Here is a 15988-nt window from a genome sequence, read left to right on the forward strand (position 1 = left end):
ACATCCACGGCTTCTACAATCCAGCCCGGCTACACTCGGCGCTGGGCTACCACTCGCCTAACAACTATGCCCGGCAGCTCCGGACTGCCGCCTGAAACGGCTTCATGGCGTCCGTTTTCAGGGGGCCAGATCAGACACCCCTGCGCAGCCCACCCAACCGGCCACGGACAGGTTCCGTGCGCGCCAGCCACGGAGTGAAGAAGGAAAAGCGAAAAGCGGGTCGCCGCGCTGCGCTTGCTCGGAGCCGAGCATGGCTCGGCTCTACAGGGAATTCATCGACCGGAGAGAATTCATCTCTCAGACGCAATTCATCCACGCATGGCGTGGATCTACTGGACGTGCCAGCAGACTGTCGGAGGTGGGGCGGGTTGGGTTCGCGGGGGTGTCCGCGGCATGGATGCCGCGGCCAAGCCCCCATGGACGGGTTCACGGCGTCCCCCGCGAACCCAACCCGCCCCACCAAAGCCTCAGCCCAGCGGTTGCCGTTGCTCCGGCTTCAAAGGCGGGTGCAGGGCCGCAGGCCCTGCAATGCAAAACCCCTTACTTCCCCCGCAGGCGGCTGTGCTTGAAGCCGTAGCAGAAATAGATCACGAAGCCGACGAACGTCCACACGCCCATCAGCATCCAGTTGTGCATCGTCATCGCCGACAGCAGCGCCAGGCAGCTCAGCACGCCCAGGCTGCAGATCAGCCACGCCATCGGCATGCGGAACGGGCGCGGCAGGTCCGGCTGGGTGCGGCGCAGGATCAGTACGCCGGCACACACCGCAGCAAACGCGATCAGCGTGCCCATCGAGGTCAGCTCACCCAGGATGTCCAGCGGGAACAGCGCCGCCAGCAGCGCGATGCCGATGCCGGTGATCACCGTGTTGATGTGCGGGGTGCGGTACTTCGGATGGATCCTGGTGAACACCGGCGGCAGCAGGCCATCGCGGCCCATGATCATGAAGATGCGCGGCTGGCCGATGATCATCACCAGCACCACCGAGGACAGGCCGACCAGGGCACCGACCTCGACCACCCAGCGCAGCCAGCCCAGCTGCGGGTGCGCCGCCACTGCGGTCACCACCGGCTCGTCGGTGCCCAGCAGCTGGTACGGCACCAGGCCGGTCATCACGGCGGCCATGGCGATGTACAGCACGGTGCAGATCACCAGCGACAGCATCATGCCGATCGGCATGTCGCGCTGCGGGTTCTTCGATTCCTGCGCCGCCACCGACACCGCCTCGAAGCCGATGTAGGCGAAGAACACCATCGCCGCGCCACGCAGCACGCCTTCCATGCCGTACTTGCCGGGGCCTTCGTTGGCGGGGATGAACGGGGTCCAGTTGCTGGTGTCGACGTACTTCCAGCCGACCACGATGACCAGCACGATCAGGCCGGTCTTGAGCACGACCATCGCCATGTTCATCGCCGAGGACTTGCTGATGCCGACGTAGCACAGCCAGGTCAGCAGCAGCACGAGGGCGGCGGCCGGCAGGTTGGCGATCGCGCCGGTCGGGCGCAGCTGCGCGTCGAGTGGCGCGCTGACCAGCGCCGCCGGTAGATGGATGTCGAACTGGCTGAGCAGGCTGAGGAAATAGCCGGTCCAGCTGACCGCCACGGCTGACGCGGAGACGCCGTATTCCAGCACCAGCATCCAGCCGATGAACCAGGCCGAGAGCTCGCCAAAGGTGGCATAGGTATAGGTATAGGCGCTGCCGGACACCGGCACCATCGAGGCGAACTCGGCATAGGCCAGTGCGCAGAAGGCGCAGCAGACCGCGGCCAGCACGAACGACAGCATGATCGCCGGGCCGGCGTGGTTGGCGGCGGCCTGGCCGGTGATGACGAAGATGCCGCCGCCGATCACCGCGCCGATGCCGAGGGCGGTCAGCCCCCAGGGGCCGAGGTGGCGACGCAGGCTGAGGCCGTTGGCGTCTTCATGGGCGGCATGCGGGTGCTTGGTGGCCCACAGTTGCTTGAACATGTGTGGTGGTCTTGTCGAAGCGCGCCGCCAGGGGCGCGCGGGGAAAACGGACGGGCCGGCGCGAGGCCGGCCCGTAGGCGGATCAGGGCGACTTGGCCAGCTTGCTGTTGCGGATGCCGTAGCCCAGGTAGATCAGCAGGCCGAGCAGCGTCCAGCCAACGAACAGGTGCCAGTGCACCACGAACGCCTGCCAGAACAGGAACAGGCAGGTGGCCGCGCCCAGCGGGCAGATGATCCACACCATCGGTACGCGGAACGGGCGGTGGATCTCCGGCTTGGTATAGCGCAGCACCAGCACGCCGATGCAGACCGTGGCGAAGGCCAGCAGGGTGCCCATCGAGACCAGTTCGCCCAGCACGTTCAGCGGCACCAGGCCGGCCAATGCGGCGGCGATCACGCCGACCACGATGGTGGCGACGTACGGGGTGCGGAAGCGGGCGTGGACCTTGCCGAAGAATTTCGGCAGCAGGCCGTCGCGGGAGATGGTGTAGGCGATGCGGGTCTGGCCCATCATCATCACCAGCACCACCGAGGACAGGCCGGCGATGGCGCCGATCTCGACCAGGGTCTTCAGCCACGACAGGGTCGGGTAGGGCTCCAGCGCGGTGGCCACCGGCTTGTCGGTGCCCAGCAGGTGGTACGGCATCATGCCGGTCAGCACCGCGCAGACGATGATGTAGACGATGGTGCACACCGCCAGCGAGCCGAGCAGGCCGATCGGCATGTTGCGCTGCGGGTCCTTGGTCTCGCCGGCGGCGGTGGAGACCGCATCGAAGCCGATGTAGGCGAAGAACACGATGGTGGCCGCGCGGAACACGCCGCTCCAGCCGAACTCACCCGGCACGCCGGTGTTTTCCGGGATGAACGGCTGCCAGTTGGCCGGATCGATATGGGCCGCGCCAATGCCGATGAACAGGCAGATGACGGTGACCTTGATCGCCACGATGATCGCGTTGACGAAGGCCGACTGGGTCACGCCCACGTACAGCAGGCCGGACACCGCCGCCACGATCAGCACCGCCGGCAGGTTGAACAGCTTGCCGGAGGATACGAACTCGCTGCCGGTCCAGGCAATGGGCGCGGCGCTGAGCAGGTCCGGGAACGGCATGTGCAGCGTGGTGGTGATGAAGCTGATCAGGTAGGCCGACCAGCCCACCGCGACCGAGGCCGAGGCGAACAGGTACTCCAGTACCAGGCACCAGCCGATGAACCAGGCCATGCCTTCGCCGAGGGTGGCGTAGGAGTAGGAATAGGCGCTGCCGGAGACCGGCATCATCGCCGCGAACTCGGCGTAGCACAGGCCCGCCAGGGCGCAGGCGAAACCGGCGATGACGAACGACAGCATCACTGCCGGACCGGCGTGGTTGGCCGCGGCCTGGCCGGTCAGCACGAAGATACCTGCGCCGATCACCGCACCCACGCCAAGCAGGATGAGGTGTTTAGCCGTGAGGGTCCGTTTCAACGTGGCTTCGCCGTCCAGGCTGCCTTCGATGGGTTCGCCGGCATCGACGTGCCCGGCCGGTTGGACCGGCTTGACCCTCAACAGAGCTTTCAGCATGCAGTACTTCCTAGTGATCGGATTGGGTGGGACGCCGATACGTTGCCGGCAACCCTGGAATGGTGAAGGCCGCGCGAACGGCCCGCTGTACCTTAGCCAAAGCTGAAGCCAACGCACAAGCGCAATCGCAACAATGAACGGCGATAATGAGCAGTATTTTTCCAGACGCCGCCCATTCATGAGCCAGACCGCCGAAACCCTTGCCGTGCTTGACGATCGCCTGCGTGGCCTGCTGCGGGACTATGCCCGTCGCGAGCCCGCCCACGACGCACTGGCTGCCGAATTCGGCACATTGTTGGATGATCCGGAAGATCCGTTCCGGCGCGAACGGCTGGCCGGCCACTTCACCGCCAGCTGCTGGCTGGTCAGCGCCGACGGGCAACGCCTGCTTCTGACCCACCACCGCAAGCTGCAGCGCTGGCTGCAGCTGGGCGGCCACGCCGACGGCGACCGTGACCTGGCCCGTGTGGCGCTGAAGGAAGCCGAGGAAGAATCGGGACTGAGCGGCCTGGTGCTGGAAGACCCGGCCATCTTCGATCTGGACAAGCACTGGATTCCAGAGCGCAAGGACGTGCCGGGGCACTGGCACTACGACGTGCGTTTCGTGATCCGCGCGCTCGGTGGCGAAGCCTTCGTGCTCAGCGAGGAGTCGCTGGAGCTGGCCTGGCGGCCGGTGACCGAAGTCGCGTCCGACCCGCAGTCGGACGAATCCATGCAGCGCATGGCACAGAGGTGGCTGGCCCGTTGAGATGAAAAGGGGACGGAGGGGATCAAGTCGTTTATGCCACAAACGACTTGATCCCCTCCGTCCCCTTTTTTTCAGTACAGGATGCGCGTGCGCAGCGTGCCCGGGATCGCGGCCAGTTCGTCGCGCACCGCGGCGGCCTGCTCCTCGCTGGCGGTGATGTCGATCACCACGTAACCCACCTTCGGGTCGGTGCGCAGGAACTGGCCGTCGATGTTGACGTTGTGGCGCGAGAAGATCTCGTTGACCTTGGACAGCACGCCCGGCACGTTCTGGTGGATGTGCAGCAGGCGCAGGCTGTCGGCATGCTCGGGCAGGGTCACTTCCGGGAAATTGACCGCCGACAGGGTGCTGCCGTTGTCGCTGTAGCGCACCAGCTTGGCCGCCACTTCCACGCCGATGTTGTCCTGCGCTTCCAGCGTGCTGCCGCCCACGTGCGGGGTCAGGATCACGTTGTCGTGGCGGGTCAGCGGCGATTCGAAGATATCGCCGTTACCCTTCGGCTCGACCGGGAACACGTCCAGCGCGGCGCCACCGACGTGGCCGCTGGCCAGCGCCGCGTCCAGCGCATCGATGTCGACCACGGTGCCGCGCGCGGCGTTGATCAGGTGCGCGCCCTTGCGCATCTTGGCCAGCTCGGTGCTGCCGATCATCCACTGCGTGGACGGCGTTTCCGGCACGTGCAGGGTGACGATGTCTGCGCGGGCGAGCAGATCGTCCAGGCTGGCCGCGGCCCGCGCATTGCCCAGCGCCAGCTTGGTTTCCACGTCGTGGAAGATCACCTGCATGCCCAGCGATTCGGCCAGCACGCCGACCTGGGTGCCGATGTGGCCGTAGCCGATGATGCCCAGCGTCTTGCCGCGTACCTCGTGGCTGCCGCTGGCCGACTTCGACCAGCCGCCGCGATGGCACTCGGCGTTCTTCTGCGGGATGCCACGGGTCAGCATGATCGCCTCGGCGATCACCAGCTCGGCCACGCTGCGGGTGTTGGAGTAGGGGGCGTTGAATACCGGAATGCCGGCCAGCTCGGCCGCGTCCAGGTCGACCTGGTTGGTGCCGATGCAGAAACAGCCCACCGCGATCAGCCGCTTGGCCTCGGCCAGCACCTCGGCGCTGAGCTGGGTGCGCGAGCGGATGCCGACGATGTGCGCCTCGGCGATGCGTGCCTTCAGTTCGTCCTCGGGCAGCGCCTTGGTGTGCGCTTCGATCTGGCTGTAGCCGGCGGCGCTGAACACCTCCACGGCGGTCTGGCTGACCCCCTCCAGCAACAGCACGCGGATATCCTGCTTCGGGAACGAGGTCTTCTTCGGCGACATGGGGCAACACGGCCAGTGGGACAGGGGCCAATCACTATGCCAGATCGCGAAGCCCATGGTGCAGTGCGCAATTGGTTGCATCCGTAGCTATCTGTACCGGTGTGGGGCTGGACGCTGGCGCGTGCCACTGGCACGCTTGCCCGTTCTTCACGCACCGCGCTGGACCGTCATGACCGATTCCCGCATTGCCTCGCTGCAGCAGGCCTGTCCCGGCCTGAAACTGAAGACCGATCCGGCCGATCTGGAGCATTACGGTCGCGACTGGACCCGGCGCTGGACGCCGGCGCCGCTGGCGATTGCATTGCCAGCCACGGTTGAAGAGGTGCAGGCGGTGATGCGCTGGAGCGCGGCCGAGGGCGTGCCGGTGGTGCCGTCGGGTGGACGCACCGGCCTGTCCGGTGGCGCGGTGGCGGCCAACGGCGAGCTGGTGCTCAGCCTGGAGCGGATGAACAAGGCGCTGGCCTACGACGCGGTCGATCGCACGCTGGTGGTGCAGGCCGGCATGCCGCTGGAGGCGGTGCACAACGCCGCGCTCGACCACGGCCTGATTTACCCGGTTGATTTCGCGGCGCGCGGCTCCTGCTCGATCGGCGGCAACATCGCCACCAACGCCGGCGGCATCCGCGTGATCCGCTACGGCAATACCCGCGAATGGATCGCCGGGCTGAAAGTGGTCACCGCCAGCGGCGAGCTGCTGGAACTCAACAAGGGCCTGATCAAGAACTCCAGCGGCTATGACTTCCGCCAGCTGCTGATCGGCTCGGAAGGTACCCTGGGGGTGATCGTCGAGGCGACGGTGAAGCTGACCGACCCGCCGCCGGCCAGCAATGTGATGCTGCTGGCCGTGCCCAGCTTCGAGGTGCTGATGCAGGTGTTCGCCGCGTTCCGCGCGCGCCTGCAGCTGCAGGCCTTCGAGTTCTTCACCGAGCGGGCGCTGGAGCACGTGCTGGCGCATGGTGCGCAGGCGCCGTTCGACGAGGTACACCCTTATTACGTGGTCACCGAGTTCGCGGCCAATGACGAGGCGCAGGAAGCGGCGGCGATGGCGGCGTTCGAGGACTGCATGGGCAACGGCTGGGTCAGCGATGGCGTGATCAGTGCCAGTGACGCCCAGGCTGCCCAGCTGTGGCGCCTGCGCGAAGGCATCACCGAGTCGCTTGCACGCTACACGCCGTACAAGAACGATGTTTCGGTGCGGATCTCGTCGATGCCGGCATTCCTGGCCGAGACCCAGGCGCTGATCGGGCAGGCCTATCCGCATTTCGACGTGGTCTGGTTCGGCCACATCGGTGATGGCAACCTGCATATCAACGTGCTCAAGCCGGACGATACCCGCGACGCCGATTTCCTGTCGCAGTGCGAGCACGTGACCAAGCTGCTGGCGCAGGTGCTGGCTCGTTTCGATGGCAGCATTTCCGCCGAGCATGGCATCGGACTGGTCAAGAAGGGCTACCTGGACAGCACCCGCGGCCCGGCCGAGATCGCGCTGATGAAGGCAGTCAAACACGCGTTCGATCCCCAAGCGCGGCTGAATCCCGGCAAGCTGTTCGACGTCTGAGCCGGGCAATTCCTTCACGTACCCGTTACGCTCCACGCATTCTCACAACCGGCTTCGAATCGATGACCCGTCCGCTTGTTCTACTCGCCCTGCTGTCCCTGCCGCTGGCCGGCTTCGCTTCCAGTTTCGCAGGCACCTCGGCCGGCTCGGCCACCGGCGCTTCCTCCGGTTCCTCGGCCAGCAGCTCGGGCGATGACAAGGTGGTGCAGGCCGCACGCGATGATGCTGCTGCGTTCGTCGCCAGCGACGGCCAGATCCGCGGCGCACGCCTGCAGGCCGCACTGGTCCACCTGCGCGAGCAGGATGCCGCTGCCCAGCAGCAGAGCGACCTGCAGCTGGCCCGCGCGCTGCTGGCGCGCTGATCCGGCCTTCGGGTAGTGCCGGCCGCTGGCCGGCAACGCCATGACATCTGCACGCAACGCAGCCACGCTTGGCGTGGCGCTACTGCTGATCGCCCACGTCGCGCACGCAGCCGACCGCCTGCAGCTCGACCCGGCAGGGCTGAGCCCTGCGCAGCAGCAACTGGCCGGCCAGACCCTGGCCGATGTGCAGTCACTGCTGCCGGACGGCCTGCTACGTGCGTTGCCGACGCAGGTGCAGGTGCGCTGGGGCGCTGACCTGCCCGCCGAGGTGCATGGCCGTGCATTCGCCGGCCGCATCACGCTGCGCCGCGACCTGCTGGACGACCGCGTGCCCGGTGCGCGACGGGCTCGACGCAGCGCACTGGTGCACGAGCTGACCCACGTCGCCGACCGCAATGGCGCCGATTGGTCGCGCAGTGCGCGCTGGCGCGATCTGGCCGGGTGGCAACGCAAGCCGTGGCATCTCGGTCGCGGCCACAACGACTTCCGTGATCGCAGCCCGGATGGCTATGAGCTGAAGGATCCGGCCGAATACCTCGCGGTGAATGCCGAGCATTTCGTGCTCGATGCCGAGTTCACCTGCCGTCGGCCGGCACTGGCGCAGTGGTACCAGGAGCACTTCGGCACACCGCCGTCGCTGCCGCAGCCGCAGTGCGATAGCAGTGTTCCGTTGCTGCAGGCGGAGCCGGAAGAGGGGGCGGCATCACTGCTGCAGCTGGATCCCTCACGGGTGTACGCGGTGGATTACCTGTTCGCCGAAGGCAGCGCGCAGCCGATGAGCCGCTGGGGCCACAGCATGCTGCGGCTGGTGATCTGCCGGCCCGGCCGCGCGCCGGGGCCGGACTGCCGCCTCGATCTGGAATACCACCGCGTGCTGTCGTTCCGCGCCTTTGTCGGCGATGTGCAGATTTCAAACTGGCGCGGCCTGACCGGCGGCTATCCCTCGCGGCTGTTCGTGCTGCCACTGCAGCAGGTGGTGGACGAGTACACCAAGGTCGAACTTCGCGGGCTGCAGTCGTTGCCCCTGCAGCTGGAACGCGACGAGATCGCCAGCCTGCTCGAGCGTACCGCGCAGGTGCACTGGAGCTATGACGGGCGCTATTACTTCGTCAGCAACAACTGCGCGGTGGAGACCGCGAAGCTGCTGCAGGCCGGTGTGCCGCGGCTCGGAAGTGCCGGCCTGGCGCAGCTGAGCCCGCGCGGGCTGAAGCGCCGGCTGGCGCGCCTGCAGGTGCTGGACGAGCAGGTGCTGGACGATCGCGATTCAGCACAGGCGCAGGGCTATTACTTCGCCTCGGCGCGTGACCACTTCCAGCAGTTGTTCAATGTGGCTGCCGCCCAGCTGGCGTTGCCCGCGCGCGATGTGCGCGGCTGGCTGAAGCTGCCCGCACGGCAGCGGGCACCGTGGCTGCTGCAGGGTGACCTGCGGGCGAGCGCGGGCCTGCTGCTGTTGGAGCAGGCTGCGCAACGGCGTGCCGAACTGCGCGCGCGCGATGTGCTCAAGCGGCAGCTGCTGGGTGCACCGGACAGCGCCCAGACCCGCAACCTGCGCGGGCTGCTGGAGCAGAGTGGGCAATGGCTGCGTCCGGGTACGTTGCTGCAGGGCGATGGCTATGGATTGCCGTTGGCCGACGAACAGGCGCTCCTGATGCAGGCCGTGGCCACTGCCAGTGGGCAGGCGGTACCGGCGTGGCAGGCGCTGCGCCTGCAGCTGCGCCAGCATCTGCCGGTGAACCAGCGCGAGGAAATGGATGCGATCGATGCCAATCTGGCCGCGCTTGGTGCACACCTGCGCACGCAGGCCGCCAACTCGCCTACTGGCGCGGCAGTTCGATGACGAAACGGCTGCCGCCGGCGTTGCCCGGGATGCAGTAGACGCGGCCACCGTGCGCGTCGGCGATGGCTTTGACCACCGCCAGGCCGAGCCCGCTGCCGCCGCCCTGGCGCGAACGCGAACCGTCGGCGCGCATGAACGGAGTGAAGATATCGGCGTGCAGGGCGGGATCGATGCCCGGTCCCTCGTCCTCGATGGCCACCTGCACATGCCCCGGCGTGTCATGCACGGCAATCCGTACCTTGCCCGGGCTGGCATAGCGCCGCGCGTTCTCCAGCAGCGCCAGCAGCGCCTGGCGCAGCCGGGTCGGGTCGCAGTGCGCGGTGTGTTCCTCGCGGCTGGTTTCCAGTTCCAGCACGAAACCGGCGGTGCGGAACTGCGGGTCGACCAGGGTCATCACCGAATGCACCTCGGCCACCACGTCGGTGCGCGCGCGGCGCACGTCCAGCCGTGCATTGTCGGACAGGCTCAGCACGCGCAGGTCCTCGATCAGGCGCGACAGGCCCTCGACCTGGGCCAGCAGGCTGCGGAACTGGGATTCGTCAGGCTGGAACACGCCCTCGGCCAGCCCCTGCAGGCGGCCACGCAGGATCGTCACCGGCGTGCGCAGCTCGTGGGCGATGGCGGCGTGCCACATGGCCCGCTCGCTCTCCATGTGCTGCAGGCGCCGCGCCATCGCATTGAAATCCTCGACCAGGGTGGCCACTTCGCCCGGCGAGTTCTCTTCGACGCTGGCGCGTGCACCGAGATCGCCGCCGGCCAGCGCGCGGACGCTGTCGACCAGCGAGTTCAGCGGCGACAGGATGCGATGTGCGAGGCGGAACGAGGCCGCGATGGCCAGGGCCAGTCCGGTCAGGATCACCCCGACCATCCACGCCAGCTCCGGCCCGGTAGGCAGCCAGCTTTCCGGCTCCTCGGCACTGCCGGGGAAGAACTCGACCAGCACTGCATACAACAGCCACGAAGACAGGATCATCATCACGATCACGCCGATCACCATCAGCGACATCGAGACGATGATGTGGCGGCTCAGACCGGAGCGGCGCAGGGGGCGCATCAGCGGTCGGCCATCAACCGGTAGCCGACGCCGCGCACGCTGGCCGGTACATTGAGCATGCCCACCTCATCCAGCTTGCGGCGCAGCTTGCTGACATGGCTGTCGACGGTGCGCTCCAGCGCTTCGCTTTCCGGCAGGCATTCATGCATCAGTTCGCTGCGGCTGAAGATGCGCGTGGGCGCCAGCGCCATGCAGTGCAGCAGCTTGAACTCGGTGAGGGTAAGCAGCACTTCGTGGCTGTAGCCGTCGCCCTCCACGTGCACCGCATGCGTTGCCGAGTCGATCAGCAGCGGGCCCACGCGCAGCGCGCTCGGCGCATCCACGCGCGAGGCACGCAGCGTACGCCGCAGCACGGCACGCACGCGCGCGGCCACCTCGGCCGGATTGAACGGCTTGACCACGTAGTCGTCGGCGCCCATGCGCAGCGCAGTCAGCTTGTCCAGGTCCTGGTCCAGTGCGGTCAGCATGATCACCGGCGTATCGCCGCGCTGGCGCAGCTGGGTCAGCACGCTCCATCCATCCAGCCGAGGCAGCTGCACGTCCAGCAGGACCAGGTCGGGGCGGGCGCTGCGGTGCAGGTCGAGCGCGCCGTGGCCATCGGCGGCACGCAGGGTGCGCAATCCTTCGCGTTCCAGATAGGCGGTAAGAATATCGGCGATCTCGGCCTCATCCTCGACGATCAGGACGAGGGCGGCGAGGGCAGGGGAGGCATGCATGCAGGGGCGGGGCCTTAAGGTGCTTGCCTCCATCGTATCTCCACAGTTCCTCCATCGAAACCCCATCATCGCCACGCACACTGCGTTCTTCGGAACCTTTCAGCCGCCCGCGCGGCATTGTGCACAGCAATGAGAACCTTCAGGACTCCGGCCGCGTTGATCGCGGCCTTCGCTCTGGCCATGACGGCCTGCTCCTCCCCCGAAGCCCCGCCCGAAGCCGCACCGCGTGTCAGCGTGGTCACTGTCGGCCCGCAGGTGGTGCAACGTGACGACGAACTGCCCGGCCGCGTGGCCGCCGTGCGCACCGCGCAGATCCGCGCACAGGTAGGTGGCATCGTGCAGCGCCGCCTGTTCGAGCAGGGCGCCGAAGTGAACGCCGGCCAGCCCCTGTTCCAGATCGATCCGGCCGCTTTCCGTGCCGACGTCGACTCAGCGCTGGCTGCGCTGCAGCGCAGTGAAGCGGCATTGGGCCGCAGCCGCGTGCAGTCGCAGCGACTGCATGCCCTGGCCGCCGCGCAGGCGGTCAGCCAGCAGCATCGCGATGATGCCAGCGCCGAGTACGAACAGGCACGCGCGGCAGTGAATGAAGCGCGCGCGATCCTGTCCCGTCGCCAGCTCGATCTGCGCTATGCGACGGTCAGCGCACCGATTGCCGGCCGCATCGACCAGGCGTTGGTGACCGAAGGGGCGCTGGTCGGCGTCGCCGATGCCGAGCCGATGGCGGTGGTGCAGCAGATCGACCAGGTCTACGTCGACGTGCGCCAGCCGGCCGCGCAGCTGGAGTCGCTGCAGCGCAGCGCCGCCGGCGCTGGCGAACTGCCGGTGACGATCATCGGCGCGGCCGGCAAGCCGCTGTCCGAACGCGGCCAGCTGTTGTTCTCCGGCATCAACGTCGATGCGCGCACCGGTGATGTGATCCTGCGCATCCTGGTCGACAATCCGCAGCGCCAGCTGCTGCCGGGCATGTACGTGCGTGCCAGGGTGCCGCGCGGCGCCCCGGCCAGTGCGCTGACCGTGCCGCAGCAGGCGGTGCTGCGCAGCGCGGGTGGCCAGGCCTACGCCTGGGTGATCGCGGGCGACGGCAAGGCAGTGATCCGCACGCTGGAGGTCGACGGCAGCGTTGATCGCCAGTGGCTGGTCCGGCACGGGCTGAAGGCCGGCGAGCGGGTGGTGGTCGAGGGCCAGGAGCGCCTGCAGGAAGGCGTGGTGGTCGATGCGCGCGACTGGCAGCGGCCTGTCGCCAGTGCCGGTGCGGTGCAGGCCGGCAGCAAGGGCTGAGCCTTTCCCGGGCCAGTCTCTCCAGGGAAATCCAACATGGCACGTTTCTTCATTGATCGCCCGGTGTTCGCCTGGGTGCTGGCGATCTTCATCATCCTGGCGGGCGTACTGGCGATTCCGCGCCTGGCCGTGGAGCGCTATCCGGCCGTCGCGCCGCCCAGTGTCAGCATCTATGCCAGCTACCCGGGTGCCAGCCCGCAGACGCTGAACGACGCGGTGGTCGGACTGATCGAGCGCGAGCTGTCCAGCGTCAAGCACCTGCTGTACTTCGAATCGTCGGTGGATACCTCCGGTGAAGCCTCGATCACCGCCACCTTCAAGCCGGGGACCAACCCGGAGCTGGCACAGGTGGACGTGCAGAACCGGATCAAGGCGATCGAGCCGCGACTGCCGCGCAGCGTGCGCCAGAACGGCCTGTTCGTGGAAGCGGCCGATTCCGGCTTCCTGATGCTGGTCGGCCTGCGCTCGCCGGATGCCAGTGTCAGCGAGGCGGCGCTGGGTGACTTCATGGCACGCAACATCATCGAAGAGCTGCGCCGCATCGATGGCGTCGGCCGCGTGCAGCTGTTCGGTGCCGAGCAGGCCATGCGGGTGTGGCTGGACCCGACCCGGTTGACCGGCTATGGCTTGACCATGGGCGATGTGGCCGCGGCCATCGAGCAGCAGAACCTGGAGATCTCGCCAGGCCGCATCGGCGATTCGCCGGGTGTCCCCGGCCAGCGCATCACCGTGCCGTTGAGCGCCGATGGCCAGTTGTCCACGCCGGAACAGTTCGCCGCCATCGTGCTGCGTGCGGGCAGCGACGGTTCAAGGGTCGTGCTGGGTGATGTCGCCCGTGTGGAGCTGGGCGCACAGAGTTACGCCTGGGGCACGCGGGAAGACGGTCACCCGGCGACGGCGGCCGGCGTGCAGCTGCGCCCGGGCGCGAACGCAGTGCGGACCGCCGCCGCAGTGCGCGAACGCATGGCCGAGCTGGCACCGCTGCTGCCGCGTGGCGTGGAGTCGAGCATTCCGTTCGACACCGCGCCGTTCGTCAAGATCTCGATCCAGAAGGTGGTGCAGACGCTGCTCGAAGCGATGCTGCTGGTGTTCGCGGTGATGTACCTGTTCCTGCAGAACTGGCGTTATACGCTGATTCCGGCGCTGGTCGCCCCGATCGCGCTGCTGGGCACCTTCGCGGTGATGCTGGCGCTGGGTTTCTCGATCAACGTGCTGACCATGTTCGGGATGGTGCTGGCGATCGGCATCATCGTCGACGATGCGATCGTGGTGGTCGAAGGCGTGGAACGGATCATGGCCGAGGAGGGCCTGCCACCGCGCGAGGCCACCATCAAGGCGATGCGCGAGCTGACCGGTGCGGTGATCGGCATCACTCTGGTACTGACCGCGGTGTTCATTCCGATGGCGTTGGCCAGCGGCTCGGTGGGCGCGATCTACCGCCAGTTCACCGTGGCGATGGCGGTGTCGATCCTGTTCTCGGCGCTGCTGGCGCTGAGCCTGACCCCGGCGCTGTGCGCGACCTTGCTGCGCCCGAACAGCCATGGTCATCACGGTCGTGGCGGGCTGTTCGGCGCCTTCAATCGTGGCTTCGAGAGGATGACCGGGCGTTACCAGCGCGGCGTGGCCTCGGTGCTGCAGCGGAGCGGGCGGGTGATGGGCGTGTTCGCCGCGCTGGTGGCCGCGTTGCTGCTGGGCCTGCACTGGCTGCCGGGTGCGTTCCTGCCGGAAGAGGACCAGGGCTACTTCATGACCTCGATCCAGCTGCCCGCCGAAGCAACGGCCGAGCGCACCCTGGCGGTGGTGGAAGCCTACGAACGGCACGTGGCCTCGCGCCCGGGCATCGGCTCCAACCAGTCGATTCTTGGCTACAGCTTCTCTGGTTCGGGCCCGAGCGCAGCGCTGACCTACACCATGCTGAAGGATTGGGGCGAGCGCGCCGGTGCTACCGCCGCCGGTGAGGTGGCGGCGGCGCAGAAGGCGATGGCGGCCGTTGCCGAGGGAGAGGTGATGAGCGTGATGCCACCGGCGATCGACAGCCTGGGGCGTTCGTCCGGTTTCTCGCTGGCCCTGCAGGCACGCACCGGGCAGAGCCAGGCCGAGTTGCGTGCGGCCCTGCAGCAGCTGCTGAAACTGGCCGAGGCCAGCCCGCTGCTGTCGGAGGTGCATGCCGATGGCCTGCCGGCCGGCACCAGCGTGCGGCTGGACATCGACCGCGCCAAGGCCGAGGCGATGGGCGTGGGCTTCGAGCACATCAGCAGCACGCTGTCGGCAGCGATGGGCTCTCAGTACGTCAACGATTTCCCCAACAAGGGCCGGTTGCAGCAGGTGATCCTGCAGGCCGACGCACCGCACCGGATGGAACTGGAGGACGTGCTGAAGCTGTACGTGCGCAACAGCGAAGGCGGCATGGTGGCGCTGTCCGAACTGGTCACGCCGCACTGGACCGAGGCGCCGCTGCAGCTGCAGCGCTATCTCGGTTTCCCGGCGCTGAATCTGTCCGGCGCACCGGCTTCGGGCGTGTCGACCGGCCAGGCCATGGCGGAGATGGAGCGGTTGGCCAGGCAGCTGCCCTCCGGCTTCGCCCTGCAGTGGACCAGCCAATCGCTGCAGGAGCGCGAATCGGGGGCGCAGGCACCGTGGCTGCTGCTGTTGTCGATGCTGGTGGTGTTCCTGGTGCTGGCGGCGCTGTACGAGAGCTGGTCGATTCCACTGGCGGTGATGCTGGTGGTGCCGCTGGGCCTGCTCGGGGCGGTCGCGGCGGTGCTGTTGCGCGGCATGCCCAATGATGTGTTCTTCAAGGTGGGCATGATCACGGTGATCGGGCTGTCGGCGAAGAACGCGATCCTCATCGTCGAATTCGCGCGGCAGCTGCAGCAGCAGGGGCGCGGCCTGGCCGAAGCGGCGCTGGAGGCGGCGCGGCTGCGCCTGCGGCCGATCGTGATGACCTCGCTGGCGTTCGCGCTGGGCGTGGTGCCGCTGATGCTGGCGCAGGGCGCGTCGAAGGAAACCCAGCAGGCGATCGGAACCGGTGTGTTCGGCGGCATGGTCAGTGCGACCGTGCTGGCGGTGTTCTTCGTGCCGGTCTTCTATGTAGTGGTGCAGGGCGCGCGGCAATGGATCGCGCAACGCCTGCGCAGGCGCCGGCCGATGCCGGAAGGATCCGTGGATGGAACGGGACATCGTTGAAGACCTGCATGAACTGCAGTTGATCGCACTGGAGCAGCGCCTGTGCCAGGCGCTGCTGGCCGGCGACCACGATGCGCTGGGCATGCTGGTATCGCCAGCGCTGTTCATGATGGATGGCCAGGGCGGGCGCATGCTCGAGCTGCCCTGGCTGGGCGAGTGGCTCGCAGGCCACCTGCAGGTGCGCAGCCTGCAGCTGCACACGGTGGAGACGCTGCTGTGCGGGCGGCTGGCGCTGGTGTCCAGCGATGTACGCCTGGCGGTGTGTCGGCAGGGCCGTGAGTGCGAATTGAAACTGCGCCTGCTGCGGGTGTGGACCTGCAGTTCCGGCGACAGCGGCGCTCAACTGCTGTCGATGGCGGTGCTGGCCGCGTGAGCGTGGTCAGGCCGCTTTCAGGCCCCGCTCACCGCCA

12 protein-coding genes are annotated in these 15988 nt (G+C 67.6%); 7 read left to right on the top strand and 5 right to left on the bottom strand.

All coding sequences use genetic code 11. The features are described 5' to 3' along the window. Positions 1–540: 540 nt before the first annotated feature. Both AC5P7U_RS16375 and AC5P7U_RS16380 read right to left on the bottom strand, forming a co-directional pair. Positions 541–1968 carry an amino acid permease gene (locus AC5P7U_RS16375; RefSeq protein ID WP_197565110.1) on the bottom strand — a complete coding sequence of 476 codons (1428 nt, stop codon included), beginning with the start codon at positions 1966–1968 and terminating at the stop codon, positions 541–543. An 82-nt stretch (positions 1969–2050) separates the two neighbouring features. Next, the gene (locus tag AC5P7U_RS16380) at positions 2051–3526 is read right to left on the bottom strand and encodes an amino acid permease (RefSeq protein ID WP_006439800.1); all 1476 of its coding nucleotides are present in this window, start codon (positions 3524–3526) and stop codon (positions 2051–2053) included. Positions 3527–3659: 133 nt separating this feature from the next. On the opposite strand from AC5P7U_RS16380, the gene AC5P7U_RS16385 reads away from it, so the two are divergent. Next, positions 3660–4274: an NUDIX hydrolase gene (locus AC5P7U_RS16385; protein ID WP_197565109.1), complete on the top strand. Its 615-nt coding sequence runs from the start codon at positions 3660–3662 to the stop codon at positions 4272–4274. Between the two features lie 71 nt (positions 4275–4345). Here the strand turns inward: AC5P7U_RS16385 and serA are convergent, their stop codons facing one another. Beyond that, positions 4346–5587 (bottom strand): phosphoglycerate dehydrogenase, encoded by a 1242-nt coding sequence (gene serA, locus AC5P7U_RS16390; RefSeq protein WP_014037034.1) that lies wholly within the window; start codon positions 5585–5587, stop codon positions 4346–4348. Between the two features lie 169 nt (positions 5588–5756). On the opposite strand from serA, the gene AC5P7U_RS16395 reads away from it, so the two are divergent. From AC5P7U_RS16395 to AC5P7U_RS16405, 3 genes are all read left to right on the top strand, one after another. Next, a complete protein-coding gene (locus AC5P7U_RS16395; RefSeq protein WP_197565124.1) occupies positions 5757–7145 on the top strand; it encodes an FAD-binding oxidoreductase in 1389 nt (462 codons plus the stop codon). A gap of 62 nt (positions 7146–7207) precedes the next feature. Beyond that, complete coding sequence (locus tag AC5P7U_RS16400; RefSeq protein WP_006439835.1) at positions 7208–7507, top strand: DUF2388 domain-containing protein; 300 nt, start codon at positions 7208–7210, stop codon at positions 7505–7507. A 40-nt stretch (positions 7508–7547) separates the two neighbouring features. Next, positions 7548–9344, top strand: a complete 1797-nt coding sequence (locus AC5P7U_RS16405; protein WP_495221274.1) for a DUF7844 domain-containing protein — start codon at positions 7548–7550, stop codon at positions 9342–9344. Here the strand turns inward: AC5P7U_RS16405 and AC5P7U_RS16410 are convergent. Then, positions 9322–10398 carry an ATP-binding protein gene (locus AC5P7U_RS16410; RefSeq protein ID WP_197564928.1) on the bottom strand — a complete coding sequence of 359 codons (1077 nt, stop codon included), beginning with the start codon at positions 10396–10398 and terminating at the stop codon, positions 9322–9324. The two genes, AC5P7U_RS16405 and AC5P7U_RS16410, sit on opposite strands and share 23 nt — an antisense overlap. Next, positions 10398–11114: a response regulator gene (locus tag AC5P7U_RS16415; protein ID WP_008267289.1), complete on the bottom strand. Its 717-nt coding sequence runs from the start codon at positions 11112–11114 to the stop codon at positions 10398–10400. Before AC5P7U_RS16415 ends, AC5P7U_RS16410 begins: the two co-directional genes overlap by 1 nt. Positions 11115–11243: 129 nt before the next feature. Between AC5P7U_RS16415 and AC5P7U_RS16420 the strand changes: the two genes are divergently transcribed. The 3 genes from AC5P7U_RS16420 to AC5P7U_RS16430 are packed head-to-tail and all read left to right on the top strand — an operon-like array spanning position 11244 to position 15951. Further along, the gene (locus AC5P7U_RS16420) at positions 11244–12392 is read left to right on the top strand and encodes an efflux RND transporter periplasmic adaptor subunit (RefSeq protein WP_197564929.1); all 1149 of its coding nucleotides are present in this window, start codon (positions 11244–11246) and stop codon (positions 12390–12392) included. A gap of 36 nt (positions 12393–12428) precedes the next feature. After that, positions 12429–15578, top strand: a complete 3150-nt coding sequence (locus AC5P7U_RS16425; RefSeq protein ID WP_197564930.1) for a multidrug efflux RND transporter permease subunit — start codon at positions 12429–12431, stop codon at positions 15576–15578. Then, positions 15559–15951 (top strand): nuclear transport factor 2 family protein, encoded by a 393-nt coding sequence (locus AC5P7U_RS16430; RefSeq protein WP_006439874.1) that lies wholly within the window; start codon positions 15559–15561, stop codon positions 15949–15951. Before AC5P7U_RS16425 ends, AC5P7U_RS16430 begins: the two co-directional genes overlap by 20 nt. Positions 15952–15988: the final 37 nt, after the last annotated feature.

This window comes from Stenotrophomonas sp. YJH_SMC_57 (assembly GCF_059369755.1).

Coding starts and splice junctions, on each gene's coding strand:
- AC5P7U_RS16375 (WP_197565110.1), bottom strand. CDS start 1,968: ATGTTCAAGCAACTGTGGGCCACCAAGCACCCGCATGCCGCCCATGAA.
- AC5P7U_RS16380 (WP_006439800.1), bottom strand. CDS start 3,526: ATGCTGAAAGCTCTGTTGAGGGTCAAGCCGGTCCAACCGGCCGGGCAC.
- AC5P7U_RS16385 (WP_197565109.1), top strand. CDS start 3,660: ATGAACGGCGATAATGAGCAGTATTTTTCCAGACGCCGCCCATTCATG.
- serA (WP_014037034.1), bottom strand. CDS start 5,587: ATGTCGCCGAAGAAGACCTCGTTCCCGAAGCAGGATATCCGCGTGCTG.
- AC5P7U_RS16395 (WP_197565124.1), top strand. CDS start 5,757: ATGACCGATTCCCGCATTGCCTCGCTGCAGCAGGCCTGTCCCGGCCTG.
- AC5P7U_RS16400 (WP_006439835.1), top strand. CDS start 7,208: ATGACCCGTCCGCTTGTTCTACTCGCCCTGCTGTCCCTGCCGCTGGCC.
- AC5P7U_RS16405 (WP_495221274.1), top strand. CDS start 7,548: ATGACATCTGCACGCAACGCAGCCACGCTTGGCGTGGCGCTACTGCTG.
- AC5P7U_RS16410 (WP_197564928.1), bottom strand. CDS start 10,398: ATGCGCCCCCTGCGCCGCTCCGGTCTGAGCCGCCACATCATCGTCTCG.
- AC5P7U_RS16415 (WP_008267289.1), bottom strand. CDS start 11,114: ATGCATGCCTCCCCTGCCCTCGCCGCCCTCGTCCTGATCGTCGAGGAT.
- AC5P7U_RS16420 (WP_197564929.1), top strand. CDS start 11,244: ATGAGAACCTTCAGGACTCCGGCCGCGTTGATCGCGGCCTTCGCTCTG.
- AC5P7U_RS16425 (WP_197564930.1), top strand. CDS start 12,429: ATGGCACGTTTCTTCATTGATCGCCCGGTGTTCGCCTGGGTGCTGGCG.
- AC5P7U_RS16430 (WP_006439874.1), top strand. CDS start 15,559: ATGGAACGGGACATCGTTGAAGACCTGCATGAACTGCAGTTGATCGCA.